Below are 26,030 nucleotides of genomic sequence, written 5' to 3' on the forward strand. Positions count from 1 at the left end.
CCCGACCGGTCACGGGCACGAGGTGGCCGCCGCGGACCGTCGCGTGCCTGAGGCACCTGATGAGGCCCATCGACGGTCACGTTCGGCCCACCAAGTGCCCAGCCTTGGTCAGAGAGTGGCCGGCCCCTGGACGCGGTCCGGCTCGCACCGCATCCGCTTCCCCCGCGGGAACGCCTTCCCCGCAATACCGAGACCAGGAAGATCCGCGTGATAGACCTCAGCGAGACGGCCGGTAGTAGCGGTCGTCTCGATGACCATTCCTCGTTCGTCAGCAGCCTCGCGAAGCATCGCAAGGACCGCTCGGCGCAGGTCACGGCCGCTGCCACAGCCCGGACGTGCGGACATATGGTCGAGGATGATCCAGCCGCGCCGATTGGTTCCGATCACCGCTATGACAGCGTCGCGGTCGAGAGTCATGTAGTACCGGGACGCCGGCCACCTGACCACCACGAGTTGCACGACCACTAAGAGCACGTGGGCCGGCCACCACAGGAACGCCAACATCAACGACAAGATCCGTTCCGCGGCGGTTCCATTCCGGATCCCGTGCACGTAGCCGCGCTCGGCCCACCACACCATCCTGGGCACGTCGCGCAGTCGCGGTGGCAGCGTGCCAGGCACCGTTGGCGGTGCGGGTGGGCGCATGCTCACATCACAGCACAAGGGGCGCCGCGCCGTGCGACCCACCCCAGCATCAGTGCTGTCATCGTCGCCGTCCGGCAGCTGGGCGCGGTTCGAGGTCCCATGCAAACGCGTCGGGCGAGGCAGACAGACAACGAATCATGCGATTTTCACATGTTCATCGCGCTATCATGTGAAAACATCACATTGCAAGTGGGCAAGCACGCCCCACGACGACATCCAACAAGACGCAAAGACCGTCGAAAGCGGAGCGGCAGACGCAGTTCGATTCAACAAGGGGGCGACGACGATATTCATGCACTGGATCACCGCCACAGCAACCACCATGGCCGTCGTCACACTCACCGCCGGCTGCAGGTCAGCAGACCACACAGAACCCGCCGAGCACGTGCACTCCGGAAGGCTTACCCCAACAGAGGCGCAAACGCTTCTCCTCGAGGCGGACGACCTCCCCAAAGACTGGCGCCCGGAGGACAGCGCCGTGAAGCGCAGCTTCACATCACTCGACACCACAGGACTCTCCCCCGCCAGCTGCGCATCAGCCTGGGCAAGGCTTGACACCATCCAGCAACAGTGGGACGGCGCGCCTATTCAGGAGAAGACGACGTACCAGAACAGCGACGGTGCGCTCGTAACCCATTCCATCACCAACGACCCCAGCCTCGAGCCGGAGCAACTTCGCCACCCCCTCGATCAACTGCCGGAGGCCTGCGCCTCCTACCAAGTGACCAGGCCTGACGGATCCGCATACACGGGAGGCATCAAGGTCCTCGATCTCAGCAGGGACAACATCGGCCTAGCACAGACATGGGGCCAGCCCGACGGCACGCTGACCGATGTCTATTTCGCATACATCATTCGCCACACAACAGTAATCACCGTCCGAACCGACGGGAGCGTCAAGGACCCCACCGCCTTCTTGGAGATCGTCGAGGCCGCAACGAAGAAGGTCGACCAGGCTACCCAGACTTGACGAACATCGAGCCAGTTGCCCATCAGCGATGGGACCAACATGTCCCCGAAGGCCGCAGCAGCATGGAGGGTAGGCACACGCTCTCGTGACCCACCCGTGGCGAGCGCGACTTCTGCAGAAACTCCCCAGGCTCCACTCGTCAACACCTCCAACAGCAGACACGGAAAGCCTGGCCGGCAACACGTGCCCCGAGCGCCCCGGACGCCGGCGCATACGAGTCAACCCCGCGAGAGAGCTTCGACCCATGAGCGCGTGCCGATTGGCCGACCTCCCGCCGGCCATCCGCCGAAAGAGCAGTCAAGCCACTCGATGCGCGCGCAGGAACGACTCGAGGTCCTCCACGAGGTACACAATCTTTGACCCGACCTTGACGTACGCCGGCCCATCGCCCGCGCCACGCCATTTCTTGAGGGTTGCGCAAGCGATGCCCATGAACACCGCCGCATCTTCCGGCGTCAATGCCATTCGGTCATGCAGCGCCCGCACTGCCGGACCATGCGACGCTCGCGCCCCCGCCGATACCTCAGCATGTGGACCAGCGCGACCTCGGTCAACATTGCGCGGACTCGTCATCGCAGCATCCTTCGGTCGCGGGACTATCCAGACAGCCCCTTCGTCTCATGCAGAACTAACACTAGTTTACTTTGAACATGCGTTAATCACACTAGTTGGGCTACGCTCTGTTTGTGACCCGAGCAGCAACCAGCAAACTCGCCCCTGGCGAGGACAGCATCGATCGAGTGCACCCCATCCAACAGCCCGACGGCTCGTGGCGAATCCAGTGGACGATCGTTCTGCGTGATGGCCGTACCAAGAGGCCGAGCTCGTTCGGACCAACTGTCGGCGAAGCCCGTCGGCGCGCCAAAAGCAAGGCTAAGGAACTACTGCAGACCGGGGGTGGAGACTGGAAGCTGACTACTCCCCTCTCCGAGTACATCAACCAAGTGACCAAGCCTGCCCTGAAGAAGGCCGACCTCCGCCCGCTGACTAGAGCCAGCTATGACGCAGCCCTGGAGATGGTGCTCGGCAAGTGCGTCAAATGCTCTAGGCAAGGAAGACGCCACGAGTTCGGGCTCAAGTCATACACGATCGGGGCAGGAATTCGCCGTGCCCCACTGGAGAACCTGCTCGCAGAGGTCTCCGAGCGCCACGGGGTCGCGAAGGCCCGGCATTGTCGAACCATATTGAACGAGTACCTCATCCAGAAACTCGTCCGCGACGACCTGGTACCCGCGAACCCACTCGCCGGGATGCGCCTATCGACCGTCACCGGCAAGAAGAAGGCCACGCGGACACGAGGTGGCCGCGCCATCGACCGAAAGCAGTACAAGAGATTTCTCCGCTGGCTCCTAGCCCTGGAACCCGCCGACCTCATCATCATGAAGGGTCATGCCTGGCCGAAAGAGGTGCGGATCCAAAAGATTCGCAATGCCATCGACATGACCCTCCTCCAGATGACGACAGGGCTGCGACAAACCGAAGCCCGACGCCTCACCTGGCCCTTGATGCAGGTCAATGACCAAGGCGTCATCAGCTTCGACATCACCGAGGAAGTCGCCAAGACCGGCGACGCCCGAGTCGTTCTCGTACTCGATCAACGGGTGGCCAAGCGCTTCCTTGACCGTCAGCATGAGACCGAAGCAATCGGGTACGTCCTCGGTTCCCCCTCGGACCCCTCAAAGATGTGGGCTCGCAGCAATTGTGGCGCAGCGGTCCGCGAGCTTTACGAATTGGGCGCCAAGGAACTGGGCATCGACGTGATGCTTTCCGAGCGGTCCCACATGTGGCGCACAACGCTGCGAAGCTTCTACGAAGGGTACGTACCGCCGGCCGTGCTGAACTCCCAGTTCGGCCACTCCGAGAAGGTCGCCCAGAAGCACTACACCGACGTCCGCGACCTCAGGGGTCTCGCGGCCGCCGCCAAGCTTCCCAAGCCCTAGCCGAATCCGGGGATCAGGCTCGTGCGCTGCGAAACTACGCGCTGGACTACGCGCAAGCTCGGATACCTCAGGCACCCCTCAGAGCCCTACAGCGCCCCGAACCACTCATCCGATCTGACACCCACCAAGATCCCCCATGCCACGCTCCTATTGAGCCCAAGCACTCCAGCGAACGTGTCCGTGAGATGCAAAATGGCAGGTCAGCGGCACGAGGGTGCTGGTCTGACCTGCCATTTAAGCGTGCAGAATCCTCCGGCGTGGAACCGTCAGACGTTGAAGCCGAGGGCGCGCAGCTGCTCGCGGCCGTCGGGGGTGATCTTGTCCGGACCCCAGGGCGGCATCCAGACCCAGTTGATGTGCACGTCGTTGGCCATGCCCTCCAGAGCCTGCGAGGTCTGGTCCTGGATGACGTCGGTCAGCGGGCAGGCGGCCGAGGTCAGGGTCATGTCGAGGACCACGTTGGAGTGCTCCTCCACGTGGATCCCGTAGACCAGGCCGAGGTCGACTACGTTGATGCCGAGCTCGGGGTCGACGACGTCCTTCATCGCCTCTTCGACGTCCTCGATCTTCAGGCTCGCGCCCTCGACCGTGGACGAACGCATGCCCTGCCACTCCGGAGCCTCGTGCCCGTGCCCGTGGCCCGAGTGGTCGGAGTGATCGTGACCTGCATGGTCGTGACCGGCGTGGTCGTGACCGGCGTGGTCGTGACCCGCGTGGTCGTGTGTGCTGTGGTCGGTCTCAGTCATCATTTCTCCTCAGCGAGCGCGTGCTCGTTTGCCTGGGCGGCTGCATCTTTCCAGGCCATCCACGACAGCAGCGCGCACTTGATCCGGGCGGGGAACTTGGCGACGCCGGCGAAGGCGATGCCGTCCTCCAGAATGTCCTCGTCGGGCTCCACCTGGCCCTTGCCCTGCATCAGCCGCAGGAACTCTTCGTGGATGACCATCGCCTCATCGACCGTCTTGCCGACGACGAGGTCGTTGAGCACGGAGGCCGAGGCCTGCGAGATGGAGCAGCCGAGGGAGTCGTACGAGATGTCCTCGATCTTGCCGCCGACGACGTGCACCCGCAGGGTGATCTCGTCACCGCAGGTCGGGTTGACGTGGTGAACCTCCGCCTCGAAGGGGTCGCGAAGACCCTTCCCGTGCGGGTTCTTGTAATGGTCCAGGATGATCTCCTGGTACATCGATTCTAGGTTCGCGGCAGTCATCACTTGTCCAACTTGAAGAAGCTACGTACGTATTCCAACCCCTCGACCAGCGCGTCGATCTCAGCAGGCGTGGTGTAGAGGTAGGACGACATCCGGTTGGAGGCCTGTACGCCGAACCGCTGGTGGGCCGGCTTGGCGCAGTGGTGCCCGGCGCGGATGGCGACACCCTTGGAGTCGAGCACCTGAGCCACGTCGTGCGGGTGCACTCCGTCGAGCTCGAAGGAGATCGCGCCGCCGCGCTTGGCCGCGTCGGGCGGGCCGAGCACGGTCACACCGGGCACGCTCGCCAGACGCTCCAGTGCATAGGCCGTGATCGCCTGCTCGTGGGCGTGGATGTTCTCCATGCCGACGTGCATCAGGTATTCGAGCGCCGCACCGAGACCGATAGCCTCGGCGATCGGCGGGGTGCCGGCCTCGAACTTGTGCGGGATCGGAGCGTAGGTCGCCTTCTCCATCGTCACGGTCGCGATCATCTCGCCACCGCCGAGGAACGGCGGCAGCGCCTCGAGCGCGGCACGCCGGCCCCACAGGACCCCGATGCCGGTCGGGCCGACGACCTTGTGGCCGGTGAAGACGAGGAAGTCAGGACGCTCCTCCTCCGGCATCGACGCCAGGTCGATCGGGAGCACCGGGGCGGCCTGGGCAGCGTCGATGACGACCAGCGCACCGACCTCGTGGGCCTTCCGAGTGATCTCGGCGATCGGGTTGATGGTGCCGAGCATGTTGGAGACCCAGGTCAGCGCCACGATCTTGGTCGCCGGGGTGATCAGCTCGTCGATGTTCGACAGGTCGAGCTCACCGGAGTCGGTCAGCCCGAACCACTTCAACGACGCACCGGACCGCTGCGTGGCCAGCTGCCACGGAACGATGTTCGAGTGGTGCTCCATCTCGGTGGTCACGACCACGTCACCGGGGCTCAGCGGCACCGTGTTGGCGACGAGGTTGAGACCCTCCGAGGCGTTCTTGGTGAAGATCACCTCGTCGCGCTCGGGCGCGCCGAGGAAGCGCGCGACGGTGTCGCGCGCCCCCTCGAAAGCCTCGGTCGCCTCGGCGCCCAGGTGGTGCATCGCCCGGGCGATGTTGGCGTTGTGCCGCTCCAGGTGGTCGACCATGGTGTCGATCACGATCTGCGGCTTCTGCGAGGTGTTGGCGCTGTCGAGGTAGACCAGCGGGGTCTCGCCGCCGTCGAAGGTGCGCTCCAGGATCGGGAAGTCCTTGCGGACCAGATCCAGGTCGGGCAGCAGACCCTTCATGTCAGACCGCCGCGCTCGTGAACCGCTCGTAGCCGCTGGCCTCGAGCTCCTCGGCGAGGTCCGGGCCACCCGACTCCGCGATCCGGCCGGCCACGAAGACGTGCACGTGGTCAGGCTTGATGTAGCGCAGGATGCGGGTGTAGTGGGTGATCAGCAGGACCGACTTGCCGTCGCGGGCGCGGAAGTCGTTGATGCCGTCGGAGACCACCTTGAGCGCGTCGATGTCGAGACCGGAGTCGATCTCGTCGAGCAGCGCGAACGCCGGGTCGAGGATGTCGAGCTGGGCGATCTCGTGGCGCTTCTTCTCGCCACCGGAGAAGCCCTCGTTGACCGAGCGCTGCGAGAAGGTCGGGTCCAGGTGCATCTTGTCCATCGCACCGTTGACGTCCTTGACCCAGGTACGCAGCTTGGGGGCCTCGCCGGTCAGCGCCGTCTTCGCGGTGCGCAGGAAGTTGGCCACGCTCACGCCGGGAACCTCGACGGGGTACTGCATCGCGAGGAAGAGACCCGCCTTGGCGCGCTCGTCGACAGACATCTCCAGGACGTCCTCGCCGTCGAGGGTGACGGTGCCGCCGGTGATGGTGTACTTCGGGTGACCGGCGATCGAGTAGGCAAGGGTGGACTTGCCCGAGCCGTTGGGGCCCATGATCGCGTGGGTCTCGCCGGAGTTGATGGTCAGCGTGACGCCCTTGAGGATCTCCTTCGGGCCGTCCTCGGTCTCCACCGAGACCGTGAGGTCCTTGATCTCAAGCGTGCTCATACGTTGTCCTTCGTGATCAGAGTGTTGATGTTCTTGGCGAGCTCGGCCTCGACCGTGCTCGTCAGCTTCTCCTCGAGCTCGGGGACGCCGATCTGGCGGATGAGGTCGTTGAAGAAGCCGTGCACGACCAGGCGCTTGGCCTCGGTCTCGGCGATGCCGCGGCTCTGCAGGTAGAAGAGCTGCTCGTCGTCGAACCGGCCGATCGCCGACGCGTGGCCCGCGCCCTCGATCTCGCCGGTCTCGATCTCCAGGTTGGGCACGGAGTCGGCCCAGGCACCGTCGGTGAGGATGAGGTTGCGGTTCTCCTCGTACGTCTCGATGCCTTCGGCCTCCTTGCGGATCAGCACGTTGCCGATCCAGACCGCGTGGGCCTTCTCGCCCTGCAGCGCACCCTTGTAGACCACGTTGGACTTGGTCTTCGGGGCGGTGTGGTCGACGAAGAGACGGTGCTCGATGTGCTGGCCGGCGTCGGCGAAGTAGAGACCGAGCGCCTCCACGGAGCCGCCGGGGCCGGCGTACTCGGCGGTGAAGTCGTGGCGCACGACGTCGCCACCGAAGCTCACCGAGACGTGCTTCAGGTTGGCGTCGCGGCCGACCTTGGCGTGCTGGGTGGAGAGGTGGACGGCGTCGTCGGCCCAGTCCTGGACGGAGACGACGGTCAGGTCGGCACCGTCCTCGACGACGATCTCGATGTTGTCGGCGACGACGGCAGAGCCCTCGAAGACCAGCACCACGGTCGCCTTGGCGAACTTCTCCGCGACGATCACCGCGTGACCGGCGCCGGCGGTCTCCGAGCCGGTGCCGTGGTGACGGATCACGGTCGCACCCTCGATGACGGTGTCGGTCGGGATGCGCACGACGGTGGCCCCGGTCGACGCCGCCCAGGCCCGCGCCGAGACACGGTCGGTCGGGACCAGACCCGAGGTGCCGCGTACGGCGTCGTCGGCCGCCACGGTCTCTACGCTCACTCCGGCAGCAGCCTCGACCTCGACCTTGGTAGCACCGTCGGCGAAGGGCGCCGAGTCGTGGATGCCCTTGAGGCGCTTGAGCGGGGTGAACCGCCAGATCTCCTCGCGACCCTTCGGCACCTCGTGGGCGTCGACGTCGAAAGAGCCTTCGGGGTGGAGGTGGGACTCGACCGTGCCGAGCTCCAGGGCCTCCTGTACAGCTGCGGTCATCAGCCGACCGCTCCTTCCATCTGCAGTTCGATCAGGCGGTTCAGCTCGAGGGCGTACTCCATCGGGAGCTCCTTGGCGATCGGCTCGACGAAGCCGCGCACGATCATCGCCATCGCCTCGTCCTCGGCCATGCCGCGCGACATCAGGTAGAACAGCTGGTCGGCGGAGACCTTCGAGACCGAGGCCTCGTGACCCATCGAGACATCGTCCTCGCGGATGTCGACGTACGGGTAGGTGTCCGAACGCGAGATCTGGTCGACCAGGAGCGCGTCGCACAGGACGTTGGACTTCGAGCCGTGCGCGCCCTCGTTGATCTGGACCAGGCCGCGGTAGGAGGTCCGGCCGCCACCGCGGGCAACGCTCTTCGACAGGATCGAGGAGGAGGTGTTCGGGGCGGCGTGGACCATCTTGGCGCCCGCGTCCTGGTGCTGACCCTCGCCGGCGAAGGCGATGGAGAGCGTCTCGCCCTTGGAGTGCTCGCCCATCAGGTAGACGGCCGGGTACTTCATGGTCACCTTGGAGCCGATGTTGCCGTCGACCCACTCCATGGTCGCGCCCTCGTCGCAGACGGCGCGCTTGGTGACGAGGTTGTAGACGTTGTTCGACCAGTTCTGGATGGTCGTGTAGCGAACGCGGGCGTTCTTCTTCACGATGATCTCGACGACCGCGGAGTGCAGCGAGTCGGACTGGTAGATCGGCGCGGTGCAGCCCTCGACGTAGTGAACGTAGGAGTCCTCGTCGGCGATGATCAGGGTGCGCTCGAACTGGCCCATGTTCTCGGTGTTGATCCGGAAGTAGGCCTGCAGCGGGATGTCGACGTGGACGCCCTTGGGCACGTAGATGAACGAGCCACCCGACCACACCGCGGTGTTCAGCGCGGAGAACTTGTTGTCGCCGACCGGGATCACCGTTCCGAAGTACTCCTGGAAGAGCTCCGGGTGCTCCTTCAGCGCGGTGTCGGTGTCGAGGAAGAGGACGCCCTTCTCCTCGAGGTCCTCGCGGATCGAGTGGTAGACGACCTCGGACTCGTACTGCGCGGCGACACCAGCGACCAGGCGCTGCTTCTCCGCCTCGGGGATGCCGAGCCGGTCGTAGGTGTTCTTGATGTCCTCGGGGAGGTCCTCCCACGAGGTCGCCTGCTTCTCCGACGAACGCACGAAGTACTTGATGTTGTCGAAGTCGATCTCCGAGAGGTCGGAGCCCCACGTGGGCATCGGCTTGCGGCCGAAGAGCTTGAGGCCCTTCAGGCGCATGTCGAGCATCCACTGCGGCTCGGACTTCTTGCTGGAGATGTCGCGGACGATGGCGTCGTTGAGACCGCGCTGTGCCGTAGCACCGGCGACGTCCGAGTCGGCCCAGCCGAACTCGTACTTGCCGATGCCCTTCAGCTCAGGGTTGAGCTCCTCGATGGAGGTCATGTCGTGACCTGCTCCTTCTTCTTCGAAACTTCGCCGGGACCGGAGGATCCAGGAGGGATGTGCGTCGTGCAGACACCGTCGCCGTGGGCGATGGTGGCCAAGCGTTGTACGTGGGTGCCGAGCAGCTTCGCGATGGCCTCTGTCTCCGCCTCGCAGAGCTCGGGAAACTCCTGGGCGACGTGAGCCACCGGACAGTGCTGCTGGCACAGCTGCTCACCGGCGTCGTGGCCGTTGATCAGCGGCAGCTCCCGGACGGAGGCGGCGTAGCCGTTGGCGGTGAACACGTTCGCGAGCACCTGGGCGGGGCTCAGATCCGTCTCGCTGGCGGCGATCCGATCCAGTCCCTGCTTGATGAACGCTGCGCGGCGCTCCGCGAATTCCCGTACGGCCTCTTCGCCTGCCACCTCGGAGAGGAACCGCAGCGCCTCGACCGCCAGGTCGTCGTACTTCTTCTCGAAGCCGTCCCTACCCTGGTCGGTGAGCGCGAAGAGCTTGGCCGGACGGCCCCGCCCTCGCGTGGAAGCGATGCGCTGCTCACGCTGCTCCACGGCGTCCTCGTCAGCGAGGGCGTCCAGGTGGCGCCTGACCGCAGCCGGCGTCAGGTCGAGCCGCTTCGCCAGCGCCGCAGCGGTCTGCGGGCCGTCGACGAGCAGCGAGCGAGCGACCCGCTGACGGGTGCTCTCCTCGTTGGGCTCTGCGGGCTGCAGAGTGCTCTCGTCGAATTTCACAACACCATTGTGACGTTATTCCCCCGGGGGATTCAACGAAGGTGACCCTTACTTCCTCGGCGGGGAACGACAATGTGCCGTACGTCACCACTGCACGCGGCCTGGCAGCAACCGGCAGCGCACCCCGATCAGCGGCGAGCCGCCTTCATCGCGTGGTCGGCGATGCGTGGAGCCGAGCGGCGGGTAGGTGCTCCAGTCCTTCACCCCCGGCCAGAGCATCTCCACCTCGACCTGGTTGTCGTGGACGGCGATCGCATAGAGCTCGCCGTTGTCGCGGCGCGATCCCACGACCATCCCGTTGAGGACGTGATCGCAGGTGAAATCCTCAAAACCTGCTGGCCCCTCCGCCTTCGCACCTGCCGTGAGGAACGTCATCATGAGGTACTTCAACCACGGGATCATGTGGTTGGCCTTGTCCCCCGTCATAGCTGAGGCAGCAGCCGGCCGGGCAACGTGCGCGGGTGGCCGCGTGTGAACCTGCCCCACCGGCTAGGTCCCTCGCGGTTGCCCGCCCTTGGCAACATCGAAAACCTGCGCCACATCCTCACCAAGCACCGACAGATCTGAGGGGATCAGCTCGCCGGCATCCCGTCGAGGGTCGGCGAGGCGAGAGAAGCGACGCCGACGTAGACGGTGTCGGGCGGCAGCCAGCGCGTGCCACGGTCGGAGCGGAGGACCGCGCGTCCACGTTCGAGGTCGAAGACACCGACCCTGGTGCGGCCGCCAAAACGCACGATCGCCACCTCCCCGCGCTTGGGTCGACCGGGGTTGATCACCAGGTCGGAGCCGGGCGGCAGGCCGCGGGAGGTCAGGTGAGCGCCGACAAGTCGGTGGACCTGCCTTCCGTCTTCCAATGCAGGCACCCGCGTTCGCATGGCGGGCGCGGGCACCGCACGGGCGGCGACGTCGAACGGCAGCGGTACGTCACACCGGGACACACCGCTAGTCGATCTCATGTTCGAGAGCGTACCGGTCAGCGACGGCACACGGAACCGCTCGCGGATGCTGCGAAAAGCGCGGTAGCAGTCGTCGACGGCCGGATCGTCGGCTTGTGAAACTGAGAGCGGCCCGGAGACCACTCTCAGCTTCACGACCTCAGCCCTTCACGCAGAGCAGGGTGCGCAGCCGGGCCTCGATCGAGACCAGGTCGGTCTGCGCCTCGATGACGCTCTCCAGCGACTTGTACGCGCCGGGGATCTCGTCAACGACGCTGGCGTCCTTGCGGCACTCGACGCCCTCGGTCTGGGCGGCCAGGTCGGCGACGCTGAAGGTCTTCTTCGCCTTCGTACGCGACATCTTCCGTCCCGCGCCGTGGGAGGCGGAGCAGTAGGAGGCCTCGTTGCCGAGCCCGCGCACGACGTACGAGCCCGTGCCCATCGACCCCGGGATCAGCCCGAGCTCGTCGGACTTGGCCGAGATCGCGCCCTTGCGGGTGACGACCAGGTCGACGCCGTCGTACGTCTCCCGGGCGACGTAGTTGTGGTGGGCGTTGACCTCGCGACCCCACACGACCTCAGGGAAGAAGCGCGCGAAGACGTTCTTGACCGTGGCCATCATGATCCGCCGGTTGAGCTTGGCGTAGTCCTGGGCCCAGTAGAGGTCGTGCAGGTAGGCGTCCATCTCCGCGGTGCCGGCCAGGAAGACAGCCAGGTCGCGGTCGGGCAGGCCGAGGTTGTGCTCGAGCCCCTTGGCCGCGTAGATGTGCCGCTCGGCGATCTCCTTGCCGATGTTGCGGGACCCGCTGTGCAGCATCAACCACACGACGCCGTCGTCATCCGACGTCACCTCGATGAAGTGGTTGCCGGAGCCGAGCGAGCCGCACTGCGCGACCGCCCGCTTGTGCCGGTCGTCGAGCCGCGGCGCCCGCAGCTCCTCGAACCCACCGAAGAGCTTGTCGAAGGCGACCTTCAGCTTCAGGTCCTTGCGGACCACGCCGGCCTGGCCATCGTTGGCCTGGAAGCCGACCGGGACCGCCTCCTCGATCGCCGAGCGCAGCGCGCCGAGGTCGTCGGGGAGGTGGCTGGTCGTGACCGAGGTCTTGACCGCCATCATCCCGCAGCCGATGTCGACGCCGACCGCGCTCGGCGAGACCGCGTCCTTCATCGCGACGACGGACCCGACCGTGGCACCCTTTCCCAGATGCACGTCGGGCATCACCCGGAGACCGTGCACCCACGGCAGCTTGGAGATGTTGCGCAACTGGTCCTGAGCGGCATGCTCGATCTCGTGCGGGCGGGCCCACATCAGGGTCTCGGCCTTGGCACCGGCCAGGGCGATCGGAAACTCGTTCGTCATTCTTCTCTCCTCGGGTCGTGGCCGGACATGCGGAAGGGCCGCTCCGGCCGGGTTTCTGTTCGGCGGGAGCGGCCCTTCGACGGGATGCGCTGTGGCTCAGCGCGTCGGCAGCTCCTGGCCGATGCGGTCCGAGCGGAGGCCGGACGGCAGGCAGGCTTCGCTCGCCAGACCGGGGTTCCCGGCGGCGGAGCGGATCTCGACCGACCTGCGCATGCTCATCTCCTCGTCACGTGTTGCTGAGGCAGCAACGGTAGTCAGCGGCGTACGTCTGGTGCCACTGGTTTAGGTGAGGCGGGCGGGGAAGCCGCCGGTGGCGACCGGCCCCCAGCGGTGCGGTGTGATCCGGAGGAGGGACTTGTCCTGGTCGACCATCGCCTGGCGGTACTCGTCCCAGTCGGAGTGCTCGCCGGAGATGTTGCGGAAGTAGGTGACGAAGGCGTCCAGGGCGGCCTCCCCCGCGTTGGCGTCGAGCACCTCGGCCTCGCCGTCGACCTGGACCCAGGGGCCGTTCCACTCCTCGGAGAGGACCAGGACGCTGACCTGCGGGCGACTGCGGGCGTTGCGGGTCTTGGCCCGCTCCGGATAGGTCGCGATCACGATCCGGCCGTCGTCGTCGACGCCGCCGGCGACCGGGGAGAGCTGCGGGGACCCGTCGGACCGGCTGGTCACCAGGACCATCTGGTGCCGGGGGCGGACGAACTCCAGCAGCCCCTCGAGATCAACGGTCGTGTTCGTCGCGATCGTGCGTGCCATGGTCCACAGCCTGCCAGGTGAACCCGTCCGGATCGGTGAATGCCTCGCCGCCACCTCCCAGAACGATGCCGTACGCCGCAGACGGGTCGAGCGCGACACCGGTCTCCTTCTCCAGCGCGTGCCGGGGATAGATCGCGAGCTGGACCGCGCCAGGGGCGGCCTCGAACTCGGCGTACTTGCCGCCGAAGCTCCGCTTCACGCCGAGCCCGCGCTCGGCGTAGAACCTCTTGCTCGCCTTGACGTCGGCGACACCGAGGAGGAGGACGATGTCGTCGATCTCCCGGGTGGCGGGGCCGCGGTCCTTCTTGGCCGAGGTCGCGACCTTCCAGATCGAGCCGTCCGGGGCCTGGACGATGCCGCCGTAGCCCCAGAATGACTTCTCGACCGGCTTGAGGGAGGTGGCACCGGCAGCGAGCGCGGAGTCGACGAGGCTGTCGACCGTCGAGGGCTGGCCGACGACCAGCGAGACCGTGAACGGCCGGCCGGTGCCGGCGCCCGGGCCCTGGCGTACGGAGATCTGGTCGGTGAGCCCGAAGGCCTTGTCGTAGAACGCCCGGGCGTCCGTGGGGTCGGTTGCGTCGAGGGTGATGGTCTGAAGAGTGAACATGTCTTGACCTTAGGAATCCCGGGACCTCGGGGCTTCTCGATTCCTGACCGCCTTGCCTGTTGATCTTCTGAGCAGAAATTGTGTCTGAGACACCGCGTCATAGGACCGGGGGCATCGCGTCTCATCCCCGCGTTGGCCGTCCTTCGGTGGGAGTTGGGCGGCCAACGTCCTGACAGATGCCTAAGAATCCACAGGATCAGCCGTACGCGATTGGGCTGGTGGCGTGGGCCTTCTTAGACTGCCGCCGTGGAATCTTCCGTCGCCAGGCCCGCTGTCGAGGTATGCGACCTGCGCATGACCTACGGCGACAAGACAGCCGTCGACGGGCTCTCGCTGAGCGTCGCGTCCGGCTCCATCACGGCTGTCCTCGGGCCCAACGGCGCCGGGAAGACGACGACGCTGGAGACGTGCGAGGGCTATCGCCGACCCCAGCAGGGGACGGTGCGAGTGCTCGGGCTCGACCCGATCGCCGACCGCAAGCGGCTGCTCCCCCGGATCGGGGTGATGCTGCAGGGGCAGGGCGCCTGGAGCGGCGTACGCGCCATGGAGATGCTGCGCCACATCGCCCGGCTGCACGCGCACCCGCTCGACATCGACCTCCTTGCCGAGCGCCTCGGGCTGGGCGAGTGCGGCCGCACCCCCTACCGACGGCTCTCCGGCGGCCAGCAGCAGCGGCTCGGGCTCGCGATGGCCCTGGTGGGCCGCCCGGAGCTGGTCTTCGTGGACGAGCCGACTGCGGGGATGGACCCGCAGGGGCGGCGTACGACCTGGGAGCTGCTCCGCGAGCTGCGCGCCGATGGCGTCACCGTCGTGCTCACCACCCACTACCTGGAGGAGGCCGAGGAGCTGGCCGACCAGGTGCACATCATCGACCGCGGGCGGATGATCGCCTCGGGCACTCCCCTCGAGCTCACCCGCGGCCCAGGAAATGGGATGAGCGCCACGGCCACCGTGAGGCTCGTGGTGACCAAGCCGTTCCCGCCCGGCGCCCGCGACTCCCTGCGCGAGGCGCTCGGCGAGGACACCGAGGTGATCCTGCTCGACGAGCGCTCGATGCGGGTCACCGGCCGGGCCGACCCGACCACGCTCGCCAAGGTGAGCCGCTGGTGCGAGGAGAACGACGTCCTCCCGGAGTCGCTGACCCTGGGCCGAAGGAGTCTCGAGGACGTCTTCCTCGACCTCACCGGTGGACTCACTCTCACGGACGGGGTCGAGCATGTCTGAGGTGACCACGGGGACCTTCACCCCGAAGCCCGGCAGTGCCCCGCTCCCCCGTCAGGTGATCGCCCAGGCGCTGATGGAGGCCAAGCTGATGCTCCGCAACGGCGAGCAGCTCCTGCTCGCCGTCGTGATCCCGGTGATGGTCCTGATCGGCGGCGTCACCGCGGGCAACGCGATCGACCTCGACCTCGGCACCGACCGGCCGCTGGTCGACCTCCTCACCCCCGGCGTCCTCGCCCTGGCAATCATGTCGACCTCCTTCACCAGTCTCGCGATCGCGACCGGTTTCGAGCGGCGCTACGGCGTGATCAAGCGGCTCGGTGCCTCACCGCTGCCCCGGATCGGCCTGCTCGCCGGCAAGGTGCTCGCGCTCGGCTGCGTACAGCTCGTGCAGCTCTTCGTGATCGGCGCCGTGGGCCAGCTCCTCGGCTGGACCCCGGCCGCCGGGTTCGGCACGGTCCTCGCCTTCTTCCTCGCCATCGCGATGGGCACGCTGGCCTTCGCCTCGCTGGGGCTCTTCGTCGCCGGCGTGCTGCGTGCCGAGGCGACCCTGGCGGCGGCCAACCTCATCTACCTGCTTCTCCTCGCCGGCGGCGCCGTGGTGCTGCCGCTGACGGCCTACGGCTCCTTCGGCGACGTCGCCCGCTGGCTGCCCTCGGGCGCGCTGGGTGAGGCGGTACGCACCGCCTTCCTCGACGGCGTCCCCGCCTGGCGAGACCTCGGCGTGCTCCTGATCTGGGCCCTCCTCGGCTCCACCCTCACAGCTAGGACCTTCAAGTGGGAATGACCTCCACCGAGCGCTCCACCGGCCCGTCGCCCTCGGCCAAGACTCCCTCAGCCAAAGACAGGGTCCTCGCCTGGCTCCGCGCCCACGTGTTCGGGCTGGCGATCGCCAACCTGGTCGCCAACGTCGGGATCGTGGTGACCGGTGCGGTGGTCCGGTTGACCGGGTCGGGCCTCGGCTGCCCCACCTGGCCCAAGTGCACCGATGAGTCCTACGTGGCTCACGAGGCGCTCGGGGTCCATGGGGTCATCGAGTTCGGCAACCGGATGCTGACCTACGTCCTGGCCACGATCGCCATCACGGTCGTCGTCGCCGTCTGGAACCGACGAGGGGTCATCCGCAACCTGGCGATCACCATCGCCTGCGGCGTACCGCTCCAGGGGGTCATCGGCGGGATCACTGTGCTCACCGACCTCAACCCGTACGTCGTCGCCCTCCACCTGCTGCTGTCGATGGCGATGGTCGGACTGTGCGTCTGGCTGCTCGACGAGCTCCGCTCCCCCGTGCGTGACGCGGCGCCGCGCAGCGTGCGCGTCGCCGCGTTGGTCACCTTCGCCCTCGGTTGGGTCACCCTCTGGCTCGGCACCGTCGTGACCGGCTCCGGCCCCCACTCCGGCGACCTCGACTCCCGCCGCACCGGCCTCGACCCGGCGCTGATGTCCCATATCCACGCCTACGCCGTCTACGCGCTCGTCGCCGCGACCCTGATCACTCTCTGGCTCGGCCGCAAGCACGCGTACGTCCGTCGGGTCACGATCGTGCTCCTGGTCATCGAGCTCGCCCAGGGCCTGATCGGCTGGGTGCAGTACCTCACCGACCTCCCCGTCGTCCTGGTCGGCTTCCACATGCTCGGCGCCGCCCTCATCTCCGCCGGCATCGCCCGCGTACTGGTCTCCACCCGCGCCCACACCGCCTGACCCACCCCCGCCGAGGCGTCACCTCGGTCGGCCGAGAAGTCACTCCTGCAGGCCGAGACGTCAGGTGCGTCGGCCGACGCGGGTGACGTCTCGGCGAGAGGGGTCAGCGGACGAGCGGGTCGACCGCGAGGGCGACGAAGAGCAGGCTCAGGTAGAGGTTGCTCGAGTGGAAGAGCTGCATCGGGCGGATCTTGGTGAGGTCCTCGGTGCCCTTGGCACGCGCGTGCAGCTGGTGGGCCTGGACGAGGAAGACGGCGCCGAGCGCGATGGCGGCGACCGGGTAGAGCCAGCCCGTGGTGGCGAGGGGCCACATCAGCAGCGAGGTCGCGACCATGACCCAGGAGTACGCCACGATCTGGCCACCCACGTGGCGGGCGGACTTGACCACGGGCAGCATCGGCACGTCGACCTGCGCGTAGTCCTCGCGGTAGCGCAGGGCCAGCGCCCAGGTGTGCGGCGGGGTCCAGAAGAAAACGACCATGAACAGGATCAGCGGCTCCCAGGAGACCTGGTTGGTGACCGCCGTCCAGCCGATCAGGGTCGGGAAGCAGCCCGCGATGCCACCCCAGACGATGTTCTGGGTGGTGCGCCGCTTGAGGAGCATCGTGTAGACGAAGACGTAGAACGCGTTGGCGGCCAGCGAGAGACCCGCGGAGAGCCAGTTCACGAAGAACCCGAGAACGACGACCGACAGCACGGCGAGCACCGACCCGAAGATCAGCGCCGCGCGCGGAGTGACCACGTGCCGCGGCAGAGCCCGGCGCCGCGTACGCCTCATCTGCTCGTCGATGTCGCGGTCGTAGACGCAGTTGAAGACCGAAGCCGAACCGGCCGAGAAGACCCCGCCGACGACCGTGGCAGCGACCAGGCCGACGCCCGGGACACCCTGGGCAGCGAAGAACATCACCGGCACCGTGGTGAGCAGCAGCAGCTCGATCACGCGAGGCTTCGTCAAGGAGACGTACGCCGAGATGACATCGCGCATTGACGCGCGGTCGCTACGCTGGTCGAGGTCGGGGACCGGCTGTTCGACGTGCGTCACTGAGAAGATCCTTCTCGATCGGGTTGAGGCGTCACATGCGGCTCACAGCGGCAGTTCACAGCATGCGGCTCGCAGTCTAACCCGGGTCGTGAGTAGGCTCGGATTCGGCAGCCCCCCACGGCCAGCCCAAGAACTTCCCAAGTGGACTCTACGATTTTGAAAAGGCACCTCGTGAGCACCAAACCTGTACTCGAGTGGACCGATCTGGACAGCAAGGCCGTGGACACCGTCCGTGTTCTGGCCATGGACTCCGTGCAGAAGGTCGGCAACGGCCACCCTGGCACCGCGATGAGCCTGGCCCCGGCGGCGTACCTGCTCTTCCAGAAGGTGATGAAGCACAACCCCGCTGACACCGACTGGCTGGGCCGTGACCGGTTCGTCCTCTCCGTCGGCCACTCCAGCATCACCCTCTACATCCAGCTCTACCTCGGCGGCTTCGGCCTCGAGCTCGGCGACCTGGAGAGCCTGCGCACGTTCGAGTCGCTCACCCCGGGCCACCCCGAGCGCGGCCACACCCGCGGCGTCGAGGTGACCACCGGCCCACTGGGCCAGGGCGTCGCCAACGCCGTCGGGATCGCGATGGCCCAGCGCCGGCTGCGCGGCCTGCTCGACCCGGACACCCCGGCCGACCAGCCCAGCCCGTTCGACCACAAGACCTACGTCCTGGCCAGCGACGGCGACCTGCAGGAGGGCGTCAGCAGCGAGGCCAGCTCGATCGCCGGCACCCAGAAGCTCGGCAACCTCACGATGATCTACGACGCCAACCGGATCTCGATCGAGGGCGACACCAACGTCGCCTTCACCGAGGACGTCGCCGCTCGCTACGAGGCGTACGGCTGGCACGTGCAGGTCGTCGACTGGACCAACGACGGAACCGAGTACAAGGAGGACGTGCCGGAGCTGTTCTCCGCGATCAACGCGGCCGCCGAGGTCACCGACAAGCCGTCGCTGATCGTGCTGCGCACCGTCATCGCCTGGCCCGCCCCCAACGCCCAGGGCACCGGAGCCTCCCACGGCTCGGCTCTCGGCGAGGAGGAGGTCGCCGCGACCAAGAAGATCATGGGCTTCGACCCCGCCAAGACCTTCGACGTCGACCCCGACGTGCTCGCCCACACCCGCAAGCTCATCGAGCGCGGCGAAGAGGCCGAGGAGGCCTGGCGCGCCGAGGAGGCCGCCTGGGCCGAGGCCAACCCGGAGGGCGCGAAGCTGCTCGAGCGTCTCCAGGCAGGCGAGCTCCCCGACGGCATCGACGACGCTCTCCCGGTCTTCGAGGCCGACGCCAAGGGCATCGCGACCCGCGCCGCCTCCGGCAAGGTGATCAACGCCCTCGCGCCGGTGCTGCCCGAGCTGTGGGGCGGCTCGGCCGACCTCGCCGGCTCCAACAACACCACCATCTCGGACGCGCCCAGCTTCGTCCCGGAGGACCGCTCCACCGGAGAGTGGAAGGCCGACCCGTACGCCGGCCGCGTGCTCCACTTCGGCATCCGCGAGCACGGCATGGGCGCGATCCTCAACGGCATCGCGGCCCACTCCCCGACCAAGGTCTTCGGCGGCACGTTCTTCCAGTTCTCCGACTACATGCGCGGCGCCGTACGCGTCGGGGCGCTGTCCAAGCTGCCGGTGATCCACGTCTGGACCCACGACTCCATCGGCCTCGGCGAGGACGGCCCGACCCACCAGCCGGTCGAGCACCTCGCCGCGGTCCGGGCCATGCCCGGCCTCGACGTGATCCGTCCTGCTGACGCCAACGAGACCGCCGCCGCGTGGCTCGAGGTGCTCAAGCACCACGACCGCCCCTCGGCGCTCGTCCTGACCCGCCAGGCGCTGCCGACCTTCCCGCGCGGGAAGGACGGCTACGCGACCACCGAGGGCGTGGCCAAGGGTGGCTACGTACTCCTCGACTCCCCCACCGACAACGTCGACGTCGTGCTGCTCGGCACCGGTTCCGAGGTGCAGTACGCCGTCGCCGCCCGCGAGGAGCTCGCGAAGGAGGGCATCGGCGCCCGCGTCGTCTCGCTGCCCTGCCTGGAGTGGTTCGAGGCCCAGGAGCAGGACTACCGCGACTCGGTGATCCCGCCCAGCATCAAGGCGCGAGTCAGCGTCGAGGCCGGCGTGAAGCAGGGCTGGCGGGAGTACGTCGGCGACGCCGGCCGGATCGTCTCGCTCGAGCACTTCGGCGCCTCGGCGTCCGGAGCGCTGCTGTTCAAGGAGTACGGCTTCACCCCTGAGGCGGTCGTCACGGCCGCCAAGGAGAGCCTTGCCGCCATCAACAAGGGAGCATGAACATGTCTGACCGTCTCAAGGCGCTGGCCGACGCCGGCGTGTCCATCTGGCTCGACGACCTCTCCCGGGAGCGGATCGAGACCGGCAATCTCTCCGATCTCGTCAAGGAGAAGTCCGTCGTCGGGGTGACCACCAACCCGACCATCTTCGCCGCCGCGATCGCCGACGGCGAACGCTACGACGCGCAGCTGCGCTCGCTGGTCGCCGAGGACAAGCCCGTCGACGAGATCATCTTCGCCCTCACCACCGAGGACGTACGCAACGCCTGCGACATCCTCGCGCCCGTCGCCGAGGCCACCAAGGACGACGGCCGGGTCTCGATCGAGGTCGAGCCCACCCTGGCCAACGACACCGACGCGACCATCGCCTCGGCGAAGGCCCTGTGGGCCGCGGTCGACCGTCCCAACGTGCTGATCAAGATCCCGGCGACCCTGGAAGGTCTGCCGGCGATCACCGCCGCGATCGCCGAGGGCATCTCGGTCAACGTGACCCTGATCTTCTCGGTCGAGCGCTACCGCGCGGTGATGGACGCCTACCTGACCGGCCTGGAGCAGGCCAAGGCGGCCGGCAAGGACCTGTCCACCATCCGCAGCGTCGCCTCGTTCTTCGTCTCCCGGGTCGACGCCGAGATCGACAAGCGGCTCGAGGTGATCGGTAGCCCCGAGGCCAACGCGCTGCTCGGGAAGGCCGCGGTGGCCAACGCCATCGCCGCCTACGCCGCGTTCGAGGAGGTCCACAAGAGCGAGCGCTGGACCGCGCTGGCCGGCCAGGGTGCCAACGCCCAGCGGCCGCTGTGGGCCTCGACCGGGGTCAAGAACAAGGCCTACCCCGACACCCTCTACGTCACCGACCTGGTCGTCGCCGACACGGTCAACACGATGCCGGAGAAGACGATGGACGCCTTCGCCGACCACGGTGAGGTCAAGGGCGACGTCGTCAGCGGCAAGGGCGCCGAGGCCGCGACGGTCTTCGAGTCGCTGCGCTCGGTCGGGATCGACGTCGACGACGTCTTCCTGACGCTGGAGACCGAGGGCGTGGACAAGTTCAAGGCCTCCTGGACCGAGCTCGTCGACACCGTGGTCGCTCAGATCGAGGCGGTCAAGAAGTGACCGAAGGCCCGGTCGACGCGACGACGACGGAAGCATGGAAGGCACTCACCGAGCTGCGGGCCGGCTTCGAGCCGGACCTGCGCTCGTGGTTCGCCGACGATCCCGGCCGGGCCTCTCGCTTCACTTATCGAGCGGCCGACCTCCACGTCGACCTCTCCAAGGACCTCATCACCGACGACCTCCTGGCCAGCCTGCTGGCGCTTGCCGAGCAGGTCGGCTTGGAGGCGCGCCGCGACGCGATGCTGGCCGGTGAGCGCATCAACGTGACCGAGGACCGCGCGGTGCTCCACACCGCGCTGCGTCTTCCCGCCGACGCGTCTCTCGTCGTCGACGGCACTGACGTCGTGCCCGGCGTCCACGAGACCCTGGCGAAGATGTACGCCTTCGCCGACCGGGTCCGCTCCGGTGAGTGGACGGGCGTCACCGGCGAGCGGATCCGGACGGTCGTCAACATCGGCATCGGCGGCTCCGACCTCGGTCCGGTGATGGCCTACGAAGCGCTGGAGCCGTTCCGCCACCCGGAGATCGAGTGCCGGTTCATCTCCAACATCGACCCCACCGACGCCGGCCAGAAGCTGAAGTGCCTCGACCCGGCGACGACCCTGTTCGTCGTCTCCTCGAAGACCTTCTCGACGCTGGAGACGCTGACCAACGCCCGCCTCGCGCGGGCCTGGCTGCTCGACGCGCTCGCCGAGCACGGTGACGTGGACCAGGCCGACGCCGTGCGAAAGCACTTCGTCGCGGTATCCACGGCGCTGGACAAGGTCGCGGACTTCGGCATCGACCCGGAGAACGCGTTCGGATTCTGGGACTGGGTCGGTGGCCGCTACTCGGTCGACTCCGCGATCGGCATCAGCCTGGCGATTGCCATCGGGCCGGAGCGGTTCGGCGAGTTCCTCGGCGGGTTCCACGCCATCGACAAGCACTTCGCCGAGACCCCGCTGGCCCAGAACGTGCCGGCTCTGATGGGTCTCCTCAACGTCTGGTACGTCAACTTCCTCGACGCTCAGACCCACGCCGTGCTGCCCTACTCCCAGCTGCTGCACCGGTTCCCTGCGTACCTTCAGCAGCTGACGATGGAGTCCAACGGCAAGTCGGTGCGCTGGGACGGCACCGCAGTCACCACCGACACCGGCGAGGTGTTCTGGGGCGAGCCCGGCACCAACGGGCAGCACGCGTTCTACCAGCTGATCCACCAGGGCACCCGGGTGATTCCGGCCGACTTCATCGCCTTCGCCAACCCCGCCTACCCGCTCGTGGACAACAGCGACGGGCAGGACGTCGACGTCCACGAGCTGTTCCTGGCCAACTTCTTCGCCCAGACCCAGGCGCTGGCCTTCGGCAAGACCGACGAGCAGGTGCGTGCCGAGGGCACCCCTGAGCACATCGTCAACGCCCGGGTCTTCTCCGGAAACCGGCCCACCACCTCCATCATGGCGCCGGCCCTGACGCCCGGCGTCCTGGGCCAGCTGATCGCGCTCTACGAGCACATCACCTTCACCCAGGGCGTGGTGTGGGGCATCGACTCCTTCGACCAGTGGGGCGTCGAGCTCGGCAAGCAGCTCGCTCAGCAGATCAGCTCCGCCGTCTCCGGCGACGCGAGCACCGCTCGCCAGCAGGACACCTCCACCCAGTCCCTCATCGCCTACTACAGAGAGAAGCGTCAGTGACGACCAGCGACGGTCACCCCGAGTCACTCATCGAGGTCCACGACACCGCGGAAGCGCTCGCCACCGCGGTCGCCGGAGAGTTCCTCAGCCGCGTCGCCGACCTGCAGGCCGCCGGCGACGTACCCACCATCGGCCTCACCGGCGGCACCATCGCCGAGGCCATCCACCGCGAGATCGCGCGGCTCGCGCCCGAGTCGGGCGTCGACTGGGGTGCCGTCGAGATCTTCTTCGGCGACGAGCGCTACGTCGCCGCCGACTCCCCCGACCGCAACGCCGGCCAGGCCCGCGCGGCGTTCCTCGGCTCCGTCGGCGTGCCCGACCACCGCATCCACGAGATGCCCGCCTCCGACTCAGGCCTGAGCGTCGACGAGGCCGCGGCGCAGTTCTCCGAGGACGTACGCAGCCACGGCGGCGGCAGCTTCGACATCCTCATGCTCGGCGTCGGCCCCGACGGCCACATCGCCTCCCTCTTCCCCGGCTTCCCGCAGCTGGAGACGAAGGACGCGATCGCGGTCGGCGTCACCGGCTCCCCCAAGCCCCCGCCCGAGCGCATCACCTTCACCTTCGAGGCCCTGCGCCGGTCCACAAACGTCTGGTTCCTGGTCAGCGGCGAAGGCAAGGCCGAAGCCGTGGCGAAGGCCCACGCCGGAGCCCCGATCTCCGAGATCCCGGCCGCCGGCGTCATCGGCACCCACGAGACCACCTGGTTCCTGGACCGGGCCGCCGCCTCGAAGCTCTGACCTCCGCCGACTCGGCGCAACTGCCGCACGCAGGCGCGCCGAGTCGGCGCGAACGTCTCGGAAATTCAGTTACCCAGGATGCTAACGCCGGGTAAATCTTTCCCATTACGGGTGCCGCGCACCCCTGCGGACCTGCCACCATCCGAGCATGCCCATCAGCGCCTCTCGGCGGCTGCGCCTGACCCTGGCCAGCCTCGTTGCCCTCGCCCTGGCGAGCTTCATGGCGGTCGTGATCACGACCGCCCCGGCCCAGGCGGCCACGATCAACGTCAGCACGGCGATCGCCTCCCAGAACGGCTCGACTGCCACCGTACGTGGCTACGTCGTCGGCCAACCCACGGCGACCAACACCGTCGTCACCAGCAACTACCCCAGCGACTACGCCCTCGCGATCGCGGACTCGGCGACAGAGACCAGCACTTCGCGGATGCTCTACGTGCAGATTCCGACCGCTTTCCGGTCCGCCTGGGGCCTGCGGTCCAACCCGAGCCTGAAGGGCCGCCAGATCGACGTCACCGGCACCCTGGCGGCGTACTTCTCTCATCCCGGCCACAAGAACGCGACCGCCTTCGCGTTCGCCGGCTCCACTCCCCCGCCCACCGACCCGTCCGATCCGCCCCCGACCGCCCCGGGCGTTCCACCTGGCTACTACGACTCGGCGTCCGGCCTCTCCGGCGCGCAGCTGAAGTCGGCGCTGCACAACATCATCGACGGCCACACCACGATGTCCTACAGCGCGGTGTGGGAGGCGCTGAAGGTGCTCGACCAGGACCCGAACAACTCCGCGAACGTGATCGAGTTCTACTCCGGCGTCTCGACGCCGAAGACCAACAACGGTGGCGGCGCCGACAACTGGAACCGCGAGCACACCTGGCCGCAGAGCCGCGGCGACTTCGGCACGAGCAACGGCCCGGGAACCGACGTGCACCATCTGCGGCCCGAGGACGTCACCGTCAACTCCACCCGCGGCAGCAAGGACTTCGACCTCGGCGGGTCGGCCGTCTCGGAGTGCGGCGACTGCTGGACCGACTCGGACTCGTTCGAGCCCCGCGACAGCGTGAAGGGCGACCTCGCCCGCGGCATCCTCTACATGGCCGTGCGCTACAACGGCGACGACGGGTTCGCCGACCTGGAGGTCAACAACACCATCAACGGCTCGACCAACTACCTCGGCAAGGTCTGCGTCCTGCTGGACTGGCACGGCGCCGACCCAGTCACCACAGCCGAGCGCTCGCGAAACGACAGGATCTACTCGACCTACCAGCGCAACCGCAACCCGTTCGTCGACCACCCGGAGTACGCCGACGCCGTCTTCGGCGCAACCTGCTGACCCCCTGCCGAGTCGGCGCGTCCTGACCGAAGAACTCATCGAGTCGGCTCATCCTGATCAGATCCCGCGCCGAGTCGGCTCGTCACAACGAGCCGACTCGGCGCTCAAGGTCAAATGTCGGTGGTCCCGCTCATGCTGGGCCCATGGATATCGAACAGATGCAGTTCACCCGTACGCTCGGCCCCGACTTTCCGCTGGCAGCGACCCTGCCGTTCACAGCCAAGATGGCGCTCGATTCCGGCGTGACCTATCGACAACTGCGCGAACTCGTGCACCTGGGCCTGATCCGTCGCTTGATCAAAGGGGTCTACCTCGCAACGGAGATGGGCGACTCGCTCGGACTGCGGGTCGCGGGGCTCAAGCTTGTGATTCCCAAAGACGCCGTGGTGGTCGATCGGCATGCCGGGTGGCTTCTAGGCGCCGACATGATGCTCGCTCCTGGGGAACACCTCGACCTGCAGCCCCTCTCCGTTTTCCTTCCCGCCGGCCGTGGACGTCTGCGTAACGACCTCGCTGCCAGCGGTGAACGCACCTTCCACGACGATGACATCGTCGATGTCGACGGTCTGCTGGTCACCAGCGCACTCCGCACGGCCTGGGACGTCGGCCGGGTGCGTTGGCCGGAGCGGGCCGTCGCCGCGGTCGACCAGATGCACCGGCTCGGTCGCTACGACTGCGACGAGTTCCTTGCTGGAATCAACAGGTTCCGTGGACAGCGGTACGTCACCACGCTGAGGGCCGTCGGACCGCTCGCTGATGGCCGCGCCGAGTCACCTCCTGAGTCGGTGCTGCGGATCTGGTCGAAGGAGGTGAGGGGCCTCGATCTCGTACCGCAGCTCGAGGTCCGTCGCGGGAGCCGATTCCTCGGACGTCTCGACCTTGGCAACGAGCACCTGAGGATTGGCGTCGAATACGACGGGGCCGAGTGGCACAGCAGCCCCGATCAGCTGGAACGCGACCGGAACCGACGGGCCGCGATGATCGACGACGGCTGGCTCATCGAGGTCTTCACCAAGGACGACACCTTTCGCAGACTCGCTGATCCGGTCGTACGGCTGCGTCAGCTGCGTGACCGCGCCTATCAGCGCCTCAACAGCGTCGAGGCCGCCTGACAACGGCGAGTCGGCTCATCCTGACCAGATCCCGCGCCGAGTCGGCTCGTTATGACGAGCCGACT

At 67.4% G+C, this 26,030-nt stretch carries 26 protein-coding genes; 11 read left to right on the plus strand and 15 right to left on the minus strand.

Annotated elements, in window-relative coordinates:
* Positions 1 to 108: 108 nt before the first annotated feature.
* The gene (locus tag H5T77_RS11480) at positions 109 to 588 is read right to left on the minus strand and encodes a hypothetical protein (RefSeq protein WP_292649193.1); all 480 of its coding nucleotides are present in this window, start codon (positions 586 to 588) and stop codon (positions 109 to 111) included.
* 226 nt (positions 589 to 814) lie between these two features.
* On the opposite strand from H5T77_RS11480, the gene H5T77_RS11485 reads away from it, so the two are divergent.
* On the plus strand, positions 815 to 1,615 hold the full coding sequence (locus H5T77_RS11485) for a hypothetical protein (protein WP_292649196.1): 801 nt from the start codon (positions 815 to 817) through the stop codon (positions 1,613 to 1,615).
* A gap of 297 nt (positions 1,616 to 1,912) precedes the next feature.
* On the opposite strand, the gene H5T77_RS11490 is transcribed toward H5T77_RS11485, so the two are convergent.
* A complete protein-coding gene (locus H5T77_RS11490) occupies positions 1,913 to 2,101 on the minus strand; it encodes a helix-turn-helix transcriptional regulator (RefSeq protein WP_292649198.1) in 189 nt (62 codons plus the stop codon).
* A gap of 200 nt (positions 2,102 to 2,301) precedes the next feature.
* Here H5T77_RS11490 and H5T77_RS11495 point away from each other — a divergent pair, with 200 nt between their 5' ends.
* Complete coding sequence (locus H5T77_RS11495) at positions 2,302 to 3,555, plus strand: tyrosine-type recombinase/integrase (protein ID WP_292649202.1); 1,254 nt, start codon at positions 2,302 to 2,304, stop codon at positions 3,553 to 3,555.
* Positions 3,556 to 3,821: 266 nt separating this feature from the next.
* Here the strand turns inward: H5T77_RS11495 and H5T77_RS11500 are convergent, their stop codons facing one another.
* The 12 genes from H5T77_RS11500 to H5T77_RS11555 all read right to left on the minus strand — a co-directional run bounded on the left by H5T77_RS11500 (position 3,822) and on the right by H5T77_RS11555 (position 13,757).
* Positions 3,822 to 4,157: a metal-sulfur cluster assembly factor gene (locus H5T77_RS11500; protein WP_292649256.1), complete on the minus strand. Its 336-nt coding sequence runs from the start codon at positions 4,155 to 4,157 to the stop codon at positions 3,822 to 3,824.
* Positions 4,158 to 4,300: 143 nt separating this feature from the next.
* On the minus strand, positions 4,301 to 4,741 hold the full coding sequence (gene sufU / locus H5T77_RS11505; RefSeq protein ID WP_292649204.1) for a Fe-S cluster assembly sulfur transfer protein SufU: 441 nt from the start codon (positions 4,739 to 4,741) through the stop codon (positions 4,301 to 4,303).
* A 23-nt stretch (positions 4,742 to 4,764) separates the two neighbouring features.
* Positions 4,765 to 6,018, minus strand: a complete 1,254-nt coding sequence (locus H5T77_RS11510) for an aminotransferase class V-fold PLP-dependent enzyme (RefSeq protein WP_292649206.1) — start codon at positions 6,016 to 6,018, stop codon at positions 4,765 to 4,767.
* A gap of 1 nt (position 6,019) precedes the next feature.
* Positions 6,020 to 6,778 carry a Fe-S cluster assembly ATPase SufC gene (sufC, locus tag H5T77_RS11515; RefSeq protein WP_292649207.1) on the minus strand — a complete coding sequence of 253 codons (759 nt, stop codon included), beginning with the start codon at positions 6,776 to 6,778 and terminating at the stop codon, positions 6,020 to 6,022.
* A complete protein-coding gene (gene sufD / locus H5T77_RS11520; protein WP_292649208.1) occupies positions 6,775 to 7,956 on the minus strand; it encodes a Fe-S cluster assembly protein SufD in 1,182 nt (393 codons plus the stop codon). Before sufD ends, sufC begins: the two co-directional genes overlap by 4 nt.
* Complete coding sequence (sufB, locus tag H5T77_RS11525; protein WP_292649209.1) at positions 7,956 to 9,374, minus strand: Fe-S cluster assembly protein SufB; 1,419 nt, start codon at positions 9,372 to 9,374, stop codon at positions 7,956 to 7,958. Before sufB ends, sufD begins: the two co-directional genes overlap by 1 nt.
* Positions 9,371 to 10,102 (minus strand): helix-turn-helix transcriptional regulator, encoded by a 732-nt coding sequence (locus tag H5T77_RS11530; RefSeq protein ID WP_292649211.1) that lies wholly within the window; start codon positions 10,100 to 10,102, stop codon positions 9,371 to 9,373. Before H5T77_RS11530 ends, sufB begins: the two co-directional genes overlap by 4 nt.
* 84 nt (positions 10,103 to 10,186) lie before the next feature.
* Positions 10,187 to 10,504: a hypothetical protein gene (locus tag H5T77_RS11535; RefSeq protein WP_292649213.1), complete on the minus strand. Its 318-nt coding sequence runs from the start codon at positions 10,502 to 10,504 to the stop codon at positions 10,187 to 10,189.
* Between the two features lie 170 nt (positions 10,505 to 10,674).
* Positions 10,675 to 11,058 (minus strand): hypothetical protein, encoded by a 384-nt coding sequence (locus tag H5T77_RS11540; RefSeq protein WP_292649216.1) that lies wholly within the window; start codon positions 11,056 to 11,058, stop codon positions 10,675 to 10,677.
* A gap of 139 nt (positions 11,059 to 11,197) precedes the next feature.
* Positions 11,198 to 12,397, minus strand: coding sequence for an RtcB family protein (locus H5T77_RS11545; protein WP_292649218.1), 1,200 nt, complete (start codon positions 12,395 to 12,397; stop codon positions 11,198 to 11,200).
* A 282-nt stretch (positions 12,398 to 12,679) separates the two neighbouring features.
* Complete coding sequence (locus H5T77_RS11550) at positions 12,680 to 13,150, minus strand: PPOX class F420-dependent oxidoreductase (protein WP_292649220.1); 471 nt, start codon at positions 13,148 to 13,150, stop codon at positions 12,680 to 12,682.
* Positions 13,116 to 13,757 (minus strand): VOC family protein, encoded by a 642-nt coding sequence (locus H5T77_RS11555; protein WP_292649222.1) that lies wholly within the window; start codon positions 13,755 to 13,757, stop codon positions 13,116 to 13,118. The genes H5T77_RS11550 and H5T77_RS11555 overlap by 35 nt, the downstream gene beginning before the upstream one ends.
* 246 nt (positions 13,758 to 14,003) lie before the next feature.
* On the opposite strand from H5T77_RS11555, the gene H5T77_RS11560 reads away from it, so the two are divergent.
* The 3 genes from H5T77_RS11560 to H5T77_RS11570 are packed head-to-tail and all read left to right on the plus strand — an operon-like array spanning position 14,004 to position 16,679.
* A complete protein-coding gene (locus tag H5T77_RS11560; RefSeq protein ID WP_292649225.1) occupies positions 14,004 to 14,981 on the plus strand; it encodes an ABC transporter ATP-binding protein in 978 nt (325 codons plus the stop codon).
* Positions 14,974 to 15,765, plus strand: coding sequence for an ABC transporter permease (locus H5T77_RS11565; protein ID WP_292649227.1), 792 nt, complete (start codon positions 14,974 to 14,976; stop codon positions 15,763 to 15,765). The genes H5T77_RS11560 and H5T77_RS11565 overlap by 8 nt, the downstream gene beginning before the upstream one ends.
* On the plus strand, positions 15,762 to 16,679 hold the full coding sequence (locus H5T77_RS11570) for a COX15/CtaA family protein (protein ID WP_292649258.1): 918 nt from the start codon (positions 15,762 to 15,764) through the stop codon (positions 16,677 to 16,679). Before H5T77_RS11565 ends, H5T77_RS11570 begins: the two co-directional genes overlap by 4 nt.
* A 103-nt stretch (positions 16,680 to 16,782) precedes the next feature.
* On the opposite strand, the gene H5T77_RS11575 is transcribed toward H5T77_RS11570, so the two are convergent.
* Positions 16,783 to 17,721 carry a heme o synthase gene (locus H5T77_RS11575; RefSeq protein ID WP_292649230.1) on the minus strand — a complete coding sequence of 313 codons (939 nt, stop codon included), beginning with the start codon at positions 17,719 to 17,721 and terminating at the stop codon, positions 16,783 to 16,785.
* Between the two features lie 171 nt (positions 17,722 to 17,892).
* On the opposite strand from H5T77_RS11575, the gene tkt reads away from it, so the two are divergent.
* The 6 genes from tkt to H5T77_RS11605 all read left to right on the plus strand — a co-directional run bounded on the left by tkt (position 17,893) and on the right by H5T77_RS11605 (position 25,965).
* Complete coding sequence (tkt, locus tag H5T77_RS11580; protein ID WP_292649233.1) at positions 17,893 to 20,004, plus strand: transketolase; 2,112 nt, start codon at positions 17,893 to 17,895, stop codon at positions 20,002 to 20,004.
* 2 nt (positions 20,005 to 20,006) lie between these two features.
* Positions 20,007 to 21,113 (plus strand): transaldolase, encoded by a 1,107-nt coding sequence (gene tal / locus H5T77_RS11585; protein ID WP_292649236.1) that lies wholly within the window; start codon positions 20,007 to 20,009, stop codon positions 21,111 to 21,113.
* Positions 21,110 to 22,783 (plus strand): glucose-6-phosphate isomerase, encoded by a 1,674-nt coding sequence (gene pgi, locus H5T77_RS11590; protein ID WP_292649239.1) that lies wholly within the window; start codon positions 21,110 to 21,112, stop codon positions 22,781 to 22,783. Before tal ends, pgi begins: the two co-directional genes overlap by 4 nt.
* Positions 22,780 to 23,523 (plus strand): 6-phosphogluconolactonase, encoded by a 744-nt coding sequence (pgl, locus tag H5T77_RS11595; RefSeq protein WP_292649241.1) that lies wholly within the window; start codon positions 22,780 to 22,782, stop codon positions 23,521 to 23,523. Before pgi ends, pgl begins: the two co-directional genes overlap by 4 nt.
* 148 nt (positions 23,524 to 23,671) lie before the next feature.
* Entirely contained in the window at positions 23,672 to 24,853 is a 1,182-nt protein-coding gene (locus H5T77_RS11600) for an endonuclease (RefSeq protein WP_292649244.1), read from the plus strand.
* Positions 24,854 to 24,996: 143 nt separating this feature from the next.
* Positions 24,997 to 25,965, plus strand: a complete 969-nt coding sequence (locus H5T77_RS11605) for a type IV toxin-antitoxin system AbiEi family antitoxin domain-containing protein (protein ID WP_292649246.1) — start codon at positions 24,997 to 24,999, stop codon at positions 25,963 to 25,965.
* The last annotated feature ends 65 nt before the right edge of the window (positions 25,966 to 26,030 follow it).

The sequence above is a fragment of the Nocardioides sp. genome, from assembly GCF_014360585.1.
Classification (GTDB): Bacteria; Actinomycetota; Actinomycetes; order Propionibacteriales; family Nocardioidaceae; genus Nocardioides.

Bases quoted from the DNA above. Each gene is read 5' to 3' on its own strand.
- H5T77_RS11565 (WP_292649227.1), top strand. From the start codon at position 14,974: ATGTCTGAGGTGACCACGGGGACCTTCACCCCGAAGCCCGGCAGTGCC.
- H5T77_RS11535 (WP_292649213.1), bottom strand. From the start codon at position 10,504: ATGATCCCGTGGTTGAAGTACCTCATGATGACGTTCCTCACGGCAGGT.
- H5T77_RS11540 (WP_292649216.1), bottom strand. From the start codon at position 11,058: ATGAGATCGACTAGCGGTGTGTCCCGGTGTGACGTACCGCTGCCGTTC.
- sufB (WP_292649209.1), bottom strand. From the start codon at position 9,374: ATGACCTCCATCGAGGAGCTCAACCCTGAGCTGAAGGGCATCGGCAAG.
- sufC (WP_292649207.1), bottom strand. From the start codon at position 6,778: ATGAGCACGCTTGAGATCAAGGACCTCACGGTCTCGGTGGAGACCGAG.
- tal (WP_292649236.1), top strand. From the start codon at position 20,007: ATGTCTGACCGTCTCAAGGCGCTGGCCGACGCCGGCGTGTCCATCTGG.
- H5T77_RS11605 (WP_292649246.1), top strand. From the start codon at position 24,997: ATGGATATCGAACAGATGCAGTTCACCCGTACGCTCGGCCCCGACTTT.
- H5T77_RS11550 (WP_292649220.1), bottom strand. From the start codon at position 13,150: ATGGCACGCACGATCGCGACGAACACGACCGTTGATCTCGAGGGGCTG.
- H5T77_RS11600 (WP_292649244.1), top strand. From the start codon at position 23,672: ATGCCCATCAGCGCCTCTCGGCGGCTGCGCCTGACCCTGGCCAGCCTC.
- sufD (WP_292649208.1), bottom strand. From the start codon at position 7,956: ATGACCGCAGCTGTACAGGAGGCCCTGGAGCTCGGCACGGTCGAGTCC.
- H5T77_RS11500 (WP_292649256.1), bottom strand. From the start codon at position 4,157: ATGCGTTCGTCCACGGTCGAGGGCGCGAGCCTGAAGATCGAGGACGTC.
- H5T77_RS11545 (WP_292649218.1), bottom strand. From the start codon at position 12,397: ATGACGAACGAGTTTCCGATCGCCCTGGCCGGTGCCAAGGCCGAGACC.
- H5T77_RS11510 (WP_292649206.1), bottom strand. From the start codon at position 6,018: ATGAAGGGTCTGCTGCCCGACCTGGATCTGGTCCGCAAGGACTTCCCG.
- H5T77_RS11555 (WP_292649222.1), bottom strand. From the start codon at position 13,757: ATGTTCACTCTTCAGACCATCACCCTCGACGCAACCGACCCCACGGAC.
- sufU (WP_292649204.1), bottom strand. From the start codon at position 4,741: ATGTACCAGGAGATCATCCTGGACCATTACAAGAACCCGCACGGGAAG.
- H5T77_RS11570 (WP_292649258.1), top strand. From the start codon at position 15,762: ATGACCTCCACCGAGCGCTCCACCGGCCCGTCGCCCTCGGCCAAGACT.